The 7,669-nt window shown below is 63.4% G+C and carries 9 protein-coding genes and 1 pseudogene; 3 read left to right on the forward strand and 7 right to left on the reverse strand.

Going from position 1 to position 7,669, the window contains the following annotated elements; all coding sequences use genetic code 11:
• The 4 genes from JWP26_RS15205 to JWP26_RS15220 form a co-directional block, all read right to left on the reverse strand.
• A partial coding sequence (locus tag JWP26_RS15205) for a DUF2076 family protein (RefSeq protein ID WP_299729381.1) occupies positions 1–535 on the reverse strand: 535 nt, incomplete at its 3' end.
• 68 nt (positions 536–603) lie between these two features.
• Positions 604–873, reverse strand: coding sequence for an EscU/YscU/HrcU family type III secretion system export apparatus switch protein (locus tag JWP26_RS15210; protein ID WP_299729384.1), 270 nt, complete (start codon positions 871–873; stop codon positions 604–606).
• Positions 870–2,564, reverse strand: coding sequence for a flagellar hook-length control protein FliK (locus JWP26_RS15215; RefSeq protein WP_299729387.1), 1,695 nt, complete (start codon positions 2,562–2,564; stop codon positions 870–872). The genes JWP26_RS15210 and JWP26_RS15215 overlap by 4 nt, the downstream gene beginning before the upstream one ends.
• A gap of 71 nt (positions 2,565–2,635) precedes the next feature.
• A complete protein-coding gene (locus JWP26_RS15220; protein ID WP_299729390.1) occupies positions 2,636–3,379 on the reverse strand; it encodes a glycosyltransferase family 2 protein in 744 nt (247 codons plus the stop codon).
• 144 nt (positions 3,380–3,523) lie between these two features.
• On the opposite strand from JWP26_RS15220, the gene JWP26_RS15225 reads away from it, so the two are divergent.
• Both JWP26_RS15225 and JWP26_RS15230 read left to right on the forward strand, forming a co-directional pair.
• Positions 3,524–4,177: a sulfite oxidase-like oxidoreductase gene (locus JWP26_RS15225; protein ID WP_299729393.1), complete on the forward strand. Its 654-nt coding sequence runs from the start codon at positions 3,524–3,526 to the stop codon at positions 4,175–4,177.
• Between the two features lie 83 nt (positions 4,178–4,260).
• Positions 4,261–5,085, forward strand: coding sequence for a FecR family protein (locus JWP26_RS15230; RefSeq protein WP_299729397.1), 825 nt, complete (start codon positions 4,261–4,263; stop codon positions 5,083–5,085).
• Between the two features lie 19 nt (positions 5,086–5,104).
• On the opposite strand, the gene JWP26_RS15235 is transcribed toward JWP26_RS15230, so the two are convergent.
• The gene (locus JWP26_RS15235; RefSeq protein WP_299729400.1) at positions 5,105–5,605 is read right to left on the reverse strand and encodes a DUF1993 family protein; all 501 of its coding nucleotides are present in this window, start codon (positions 5,603–5,605) and stop codon (positions 5,105–5,107) included.
• Between the two features lie 109 nt (positions 5,606–5,714).
• Here JWP26_RS15235 and JWP26_RS15240 point away from each other — a divergent pair, with 109 nt between their 5' ends.
• Entirely contained in the window at positions 5,715–6,521 is an 807-nt protein-coding gene (locus JWP26_RS15240; RefSeq protein ID WP_299729403.1) for an ion channel, read from the forward strand.
• 3 nt (positions 6,522–6,524) lie between these two features.
• Here JWP26_RS15240 and JWP26_RS15245 read toward each other — a convergent pair whose 3' ends face one another.
• Together JWP26_RS15245 and JWP26_RS15250 are read right to left on the reverse strand one after the other, a co-directional pair.
• Positions 6,525–7,283, reverse strand: a complete 759-nt coding sequence (locus JWP26_RS15245; protein ID WP_299729406.1) for a 5-oxoprolinase subunit PxpA — start codon at positions 7,281–7,283, stop codon at positions 6,525–6,527.
• Positions 7,280–7,669, reverse strand: a pseudogene (locus JWP26_RS15250) (hypothetical protein); the annotation flags it as partial. The gene JWP26_RS15245 and the pseudogene JWP26_RS15250, both read right to left, overlap by 4 nt.

A 7,669-nucleotide genomic window follows, 5' to 3' on the forward strand; every position in this document is an offset into this window, starting at 1 on the left:
GGTCGTCTGGCGCGGGCTCATCCGCTGGTTGGTCTGCGGGTTGATCGGCGTTGTATTCGCCGGCATTGGCTTGCCCGGAGAGCATGCCGGCAATGGCCGAGCCCAGCAGCACGCCGGTGGTTACGCCTAAAGCTGTCTGCGCTGCGCCCGCAAGAAATCCGCCGCCGCCATTGCCACGCTGGCGATTATCGTCGCCTTCGTCGCGATCTCCCCACGGACCACGGGCAGTTCGCGCCGGCTGACGGCCTCGTTGCTGCGGCTCGTTGTCGCCGCCGAACAGGCCGCCAAGAAAGCCGCCAGCGGGCCGGCGATCAGCATCGGCTTCTAGCTCGGCAATTCGCCGCTCAGCCAGTTGCAGCGCATGCTCCTGCACCAGGATGGTTTGGGCCATGTAATAAGGCGCGGCGGACGCCTGTTGCAGGCGCTGGCGGATCAGATCCTCGGCGTCGGCATCGCGCGGGCCGCTTTTGGCGGCAACGGTCTCGATGCGGGCGAACAGGCCTTCAATGGCGTCGCGATCTTCAGGTTTCAGCACGGTCCCACTCCTTCGGGGTTGAACAGCTTTGAAATGGGATGGGAGGCCAGACGTTGCAATGGGCGCGGCTATTTCGTGCCGAGCCGCAGGACGAAGCCAATGACAACGGCGATGGATTCATACAGTTCGATCGGAATGGTATCGTCGATTTCAACGCCGCTCAGTGCTTCGGCCAGCGATGAATTGGACTCGATGACGACGCCGTTCTCCTCAGCCAGCGCCACGATCCGCTCGGCGACAAGGCCCCTGCCCATAGCCGTCACGCGCGGCGCCTCGCGACTGCCCTTCTGGTATTGCAACGCGACCGCCAGTGCGCGCTCCTTGGGCGTGTCGCTCATGTCAGTGAATCCACAAAATGGCCCGTAGCCGTAGGGGCCGGCACCGGCTCGTCGGCGCGGACGACGATGATACCGGGCCGCAGCCCGGCAGCCGCCAGCGATTGGCTCAACTCAGGCAAAGCCTCCTCCAGCCGCGCTGCAGTGAGACCATTGGTGGCCCAGAGCCGGACCGAGGTAACGCCGCCGCGCAGGCCGACCTGCGCGCCGACCTCGCCCAGCTTGGGCAGGTCCATAGCGAAATGGATCTGCCAGCCGCGCTCGGCGACAGATTGCTCAGGACCAGTCGCATCGCGGTGAATCTGCAATTGCATCACGGTCTGGTAGGTGCCGATCAGCACCGGAATATCAGTCGACCAATCGGCCGGTGCTCCAGCCGTGCCGGTTTCGGGCAGCGAGGCATGCTGATGCAGCCGCAGCCGCGCCAGCGAGCCCTCCGCCCGGCCCAACATAACCTTGCCAACCTCGATGGGCGTTTCGGGAATGTCGATCGGGCCGGTATTGGCCGACCTTGCCCGTGGCAGGGCACCGCGCACCGGTGGTGGCAGTGGACCGGGCGGCACGACAGGTGCCGCGGTCTGTCCCAGCCATGTCACCAACGTACTGCGCAGGGTCAGCAGTGCCGTCTTTAAATCGCCCTTGGCCAGTTGCGGCGCGCCCTGCGCCAGGACCGCCTCCTGGAAAATGCCCGAATTAGCGATTGCCCGCTGCATGGCTGCGCCATCCAGCGCCGGCCCGAGCGGCAGGCTGGCGGCCAGGACCTGCTGGGCCGCTTGCAGTACCGGCTGCGGCAGCGCCACTTTGCCCACAACGGCCGCGAGGACCGTGGTGAGGTTGCCGATACTATCCTGCCGCTGCACAGCACTCTGCACCATCTGCGTCAGAGCCGCTTGCGGGGTTCCGGGCGGCGGCAAAGAGGGCGGCGGGAGCGGTGCGGAGGGCTGGCTCGTTGGCGCCGTCGTCTGCGCCACCGGATTAGCCGAAGGCTGCGGCGCGGTTGTGCCGGAGGCTTGCGGTGCCGGTGTGGTGCCCGCATTCGCTGGCGGCGGGGGTGAAGGAGCGGCCGGATTAGCCGGAGCTTGCGGAACATTGCCCTGCGCCGGAGGCGGCACCAGCACCAGCCTTTGCTGTGCCCCGCTACCCTCGAGCTGGAGCGGCAAAGTCGCGCCCGGTGGCAAGGGCGTCGGCAATGTGACCTCGACCGTCTGCCGCCCGATCTGCACCTGCGTCATGCCGTTTGGTGCCGGACCGATGACACGGGCGTCCACCCGCTGACCCGGTTGCAACGCCAGCGGCTGCAATGCGCTGGGACGCGTGGGGAGCGGCACCGGAGGCGATTGCGGAGCCGGAACGGGCACTTGCTGCGGCGTCGGAATGCTTGGCTGACTAACCGTGACGACACTTGCCTGCGTCGGCAGCGGCGCGGTTGGTATTGACGTCGGCTGGGGCAACAGCACGAGCTTTTGCTGCGCACCGCTGCCTTGCGCTTGTAGGTTCAGCGTCGATCCGGCCGCCAGCAACACCGGCAGTGTCAGATTGAGCACCTGCTTGCCGATCTGCACCTGGGTCGTGCCGTTTGGCCCGGCGCCCAGCACCTTGCCTTCCAGCACCTGCCCCGCCTGCAGGACAAGCGCCTGCAACGCGGCTGAGCGGACGGCCAGCGCGGGGGACGGAAGCTGTGTGGGAATCGCCATCGATTGCCAGCCCATGCCGCACCATGCGGGTGCGCCAGCTTAGCCTAACGACGGTTACTGAACAGTCCCGATCAGTCGGGGCGAATGTCCGTGTAATCTTTCGTCGCCGGCTTGCCGCGGAAGGTGACCCAGAAGAAGTTGAGCGTATAGGTGCCCGCGGTCTTGAACACGCCCTCTTTTTCCAGCCGTCGGCCGGAGGTCATCATCTTGAGCGCGAAGGTAAATTTGACCGCGCCGACCTTGGAGAGGCGGACCGCCACGTCGGTGTCTTCGCCAAAGAACTGGATGGTGCGGTCATAGCCGCCAACGGCGGCCCAGGATGCCCGCTTGAACACGAAATTGCCGCCCTGCACTACCGAGCCAACGCGTAGGATGAAGCGGTTGAGGATGTAGATCAGGTAGGTCAGGCCATAGAAGGCGTTCACCAGGATCCGGCTCCAGGTACTCATGTCGTAATAGACATAGGGTCCACTGAGGCAGACCAGCTTGGGATCGCGCTCGAACTCGCGGAAGACGGTATCCAGCCAGCCCGGCGGCACGATGGTATCACTGTCGATATTGGCCACCAGCTCGACGCCTTCGGAGGCGGCAAAGCCGGCGTCGCGGGCATTGACCAGGCCCTTTTTCGGCTCGTCGACCACGCGCACGCTGGGGAAGCTGCGCGCGATCTCGCCGGTTCGGTCAGTGGAGGCATTGTTGACCACGATGATCTGGGCGTCGGCCTTGCTGCGCGCGATTTCGGCAATCACCGATTCCAGACATTTGCCGATCAGCGCTTCCTCGTTATAGGCGGGAATGACGAATGCCAGTTTCATGCTTGCCTCTTTTGGCCCACACCATGGGCTTGCGACGTGTGCCAATAGCTTGTGTGACAGTCTTGGGCAACCGGATGGCACGCTTTTCTGTTGCACTCTGGCGCGCTCGCGACCACCCTTGTGCCGCGACCAGGGAGTACGACAATGCCCGACGAGCTGCCCGCAGACTCCAAACTGACCCGCACCAAGCAGAGCTGGGCCGCGCAAGGCCGCTTCATCACCGGTCGCACCAGCCGACCTGAGGAAGACCGCCTTCCCCCCGGTCAGCATCTGGTCAAGAACTGGCCGGTGCTCGATCTCGGGATCGAGCCCGATATCGCCCTGCCAAGCTGGCGGCTGGATGTCGGGGGCGAAGTCGATACGCCGATGGCTCTCAACTGGGATACTTTTACGGCGCTGCCGCAGGTCGAAAACACCTCCGATATCCACTGCGTGACCTCGTGGTCGCGCTATAACAATCGCTGGAATGGCGTTTCCACACAGGAACTTGCCGCCCATGCTGTGATCCGCCCGGAGGCGCAATTCGCCATCCTGACCAGTCACGACGGCTATACCACCAACCTCGCTTTGGCCGATTTTCTCAGCGAGGACGCGTTGCTGGCCCATAGCTGGGACCGCGCTCCGCTGACCGCTGAGCATGGCGGCCCCATGCGTCTCGTGGTGCCGCATCTGTATTTCTGGAAAAGCCCGAAATGGCTGCGGCGGATCGAGTTCGCGACGAGCGATCATCCCGGATTCTGGGAGGTTCGCGGTTATCACAATCACGGCGATCCGTGGCGTGAACAGCGTTACTCCTAAGCCGGTTTTGGGGAATTCAATAAGTCATCAATATATGCCATGGTGGCGCGAAAGCATTGCTGTTCATCGCTGGTTCAGCCAAATTGCGCAACTACACAGGCATGATGATGAAGAACCTGATCTTTGCTGGTTTCGCTGTTGCTGTTGGCTTGCTCGCCATGCCGGCGGCCATGGCCGTCAATGAGGGCACGGCGGTTGGCGTCAATCCAGATGCAGTCGCGCGGATCAATACCGGCGACCGCGTCCTGATCGCCGGCTCCGGTATCTCGGTGGGCGAAACGCTGGTAACCGGCCCGCGCGGTCAGGTGCAGATCATCTTCGCCGACGACACCCACATGGTGGTTGGCCCGAACAGCGCGCTGCGAATCGAGACCTATCTGATGCGCAACAACGGAACGGCCGAAAAGCTGGCGGTCAATGCGCTGGCCGGCAGCTTCCGTTTCATCACCGGACGCAGTCCCAAGCCGGCCTACCAGATCAACACGCCCACTGCGGCGATCGCGGTGCGTGGCACCGAATTCGATATCCTGGTCACGCCAACCGATACGCGCGTCATGCTCTATGAGGGCGCGCTTCAATTATGTTCATCGGGCGCCGACTGCGAACAGGTCACCCAGCGTTGCGAGGTCGGCTTGTCCTCGGCAAGGCAAGCCGACCTGTTCACCCGCAACGATCCCAAGCGCCCGCCACTGGCGGACGGGTTCTACTACGCTCATTTCCAGTCGCCGCTGATGGGCGAGTTCCGCGTCAACGGCGCCGCGCAGTGCCTGAAGAACCCTTCAGCCGCCGCGCCTGCGGAGTCGATCGGGCCGACGTTCTCACCGGATGATGAGCCTACCACCGGCAGGCAGACGGGGGGAACTAACGGTCAGACCCAGACGGGGAATACCCGGACCACCGGCACCTAACCCCGCCTCGAACCGGCCACTAGCCGATAAAGTCAGTCTTGCCGATTGGAACGCCGTTGTGGCGCAGGATGGCGTAGGCCGTCGTGATGTGGAAATAGAAGTTCGGCATGGCACGGTGAAGCAGATAAGCCTGACCGAGCTCGACATATTCGCCGGCGCGGTTCTTCAGGGTGATCGGCTTGTCTTCGGAGCCATCGATCTCGGCGGCAGTTGATGCCGCACACACATCGAGCGCCTTGCGGACGCGGGCGCGCAGATCCTCGAACGTAACTTCGTTGTCATCCCATGAGGGAACCGGCTTGCCGGCGAGCCGGGACAGGCTGCCTTTGACATGATCGGTGGCGATCTGAACCTGGCTCTTGAACGGCAGCATGTCGGGCGCCAGGCGGTCATTGACCAGCACAGCCAGATCGATCTTGCGCTCCGCCGCATAGGCTTCGGCCTTGTCGAGCCAGGTCAGCAAATTGGTGAGCATGCGGGTATAGACCGGCACAGATGCGCCATACATGGAAATAGTCATTGGAAAGATGCCTTGATTTTGGTGTGCCGAACGGCCAGCATGTTGTGCGCCGGAACAGCCAGGCAAGCAAGCCGTTGAGCGTGCGTGCATAGGGAGTTGCCGGGCCGCGATGGTCAATAAAACTGAACAGAGCCCGCCCCCGGCCGGCCACTTTGCCCGCCTCCGCTCGACCCTTCGCCTGTTTTATCACAGCCCGTCCCCCAAGGCGCAGCGCTTCCAGTTTGCGGTGTTGATCGTCGATCTGGCGATCATCGCCTTTTTCGTGGTCACGCCATTGCTGCGCGATAATCCTGCTTTCCTGTGGATCGACTATTCGATCGCAGGATTGCTGTTGCTCGATTTCGGCGCCCGCGCGCTGGCCTCGACCGATATTCTGCGCTGGCTGCGGCAATTGCCGGTCATCATCGATATTTTCATCCTGCTGACGCTGTTGGCGCCGACGTTGTTCTTTAACCTCGGCTTCCTGCGCATCATGCGGCTGTGGACACTGTCGCGCAGTGCCAATATCTGGCGCCCGCTCAAGAAGCGCGGATTGGGCGGCTATCAGGACACGATCCAGGCCGTCATCAACCTGCTGGTCTTCCTGTTCATCGTCACCGGCTTTGTGTACACGGCCTTCGCCAACCGCAGCGACGGCATCGCCGGCTATGTCGACGCACTTTATTTTACCGTGGCGACAGTCACCACGACGGGCTTTGGCGACATCACGCTGCCCGGCACCTGGGGTAAGCTGGCCTCGATCGTCATCATGATTATCGGCATTTCGCTGTTCGTACGGCTGGCGCAGTCCATCTTCCGGCCCAACAAGGTGCATTTCCCCTGCCCGCAATGCGGATTGCAAAAGCACGATCCGGATGCCGTGCACTGCAAGGCGTGCGGGCATATTCTCAACATTCCCGACCCAGGGCATGATTGAATCTCAGACCGGCAACTCGGGCGCGTCGGCTGCGATGGTGATCCCGTCGCTCTCCAGTGCATCGCGGATGTCGCGCGCCAGGTCGACCGCGCCCGGCGTATCACCATGCAGGCAAATCGAGCGGGCAGTGGATTTGAACACCGAACCGTCCGTCGCCACGATCTCACCGTCCTTGGCAAGCCGCAGGCAGCGCTCGATCATCATCTCGGTGTCATGCAGCACCGCGCCGGGTTGGCCCCGCGGCACCAGCAGGCCATCAGGGCTATAGGCGCGGTCGGCATAGGCTTCGCGGATCAGTGGCATGCCGACGGCTTTGGCCGCCCGCACCTGCTGGCTGTTGTCGAGCGCCAGCACTGCGACATGGGGGTCCATCGCCTGGATAGTGGCGAAAATGCCGACGGCGAATGCGAGTTCCTCAGCGGTCTGGTTGGCCAGCGCACCATGCAGCTTCACATAGGCCAGCGGCACGCCGACCTCGTCGGCAATGAAGCGGACCAGGAACAGTTGCGAGCGGATTTGCCCGAGCAATTGATCGAGCGGCATCACCACGCGAAAGCGGCCGAAGCGCTTGGGATCGGCATAGCCGGGATGCGCGCCGGCCCGCACGCCACGCGCCTTGCAGACCTTGAGGATGTGGCGAATGGTTGGTGCATCGCCCGCATGACCGCCGCAGGCGATCGAGGCGCTGGAGACGATCTGCAGCAGATCATCGTCCGTGCCCATGCCTTCGCCCAGGTCAGCGTTCAAATCGATCGATGTCATGGCCGCAAGCCCCGCAACACGTTCTGCGCATGGTTCACGCTCACGCTGGTAAAAGCAACTGCGCTACCCGGTCGCAACTGCGCGAACCGATCCAGATCGGCCGTGATGATGGTGGCAATGCGCGGATAGCCGCCGGTGGGCTGGTGATCGCGCATCAGCACGATCGGCGTGCCGTCGCCGAGGATCTGGATGTCGCCCGGCACGATCGCGTCCGACACCAGCGTCAGCCGCCGCTGCGCCCGGAAGATGCCGGCGACGTCGGCGAGGCGCACGCCCATGCGGTCGAGGCTCGACGAAATCGTGAAGGGGGTGCCGGCAAAAGCGCCGCGGATCGATGCATCGAACAAATCGGCATGCAACCCCCATAGAATGCGGATCGGTCCCTC

The organism is Devosia sp. (assembly GCF_028290435.1).
Taxonomy (GTDB): Bacteria; Pseudomonadota; Alphaproteobacteria; order Rhizobiales; family Devosiaceae; genus Devosia.

Excerpts from the sequence above, each read along its gene's own strand:
- JWP26_RS15210 (WP_299729384.1), bottom strand. The coding sequence starts at position 873 with ATGAGCGACACGCCCAAGGAGCGCGCACTGGCGGTCGCGTTGCAATAC.
- JWP26_RS15215 (WP_299729387.1), bottom strand. The coding sequence starts at position 2,564 with ATGGCGATTCCCACACAGCTTCCGTCCCCCGCGCTGGCCGTCCGCTCA.
- JWP26_RS15220 (WP_299729390.1), bottom strand. The coding sequence starts at position 3,379 with ATGAAACTGGCATTCGTCATTCCCGCCTATAACGAGGAAGCGCTGATC.
- JWP26_RS15225 (WP_299729393.1), top strand. The coding sequence starts at position 3,524 with ATGCCCGACGAGCTGCCCGCAGACTCCAAACTGACCCGCACCAAGCAG.
- JWP26_RS15235 (WP_299729400.1), bottom strand. The coding sequence starts at position 5,605 with ATGACTATTTCCATGTATGGCGCATCTGTGCCGGTCTATACCCGCATG.
- JWP26_RS15240 (WP_299729403.1), top strand. The coding sequence starts at position 5,715 with ATGGTCAATAAAACTGAACAGAGCCCGCCCCCGGCCGGCCACTTTGCC.
- JWP26_RS15245 (WP_299729406.1), bottom strand. The coding sequence starts at position 7,283 with ATGACATCGATCGATTTGAACGCTGACCTGGGCGAAGGCATGGGCACG.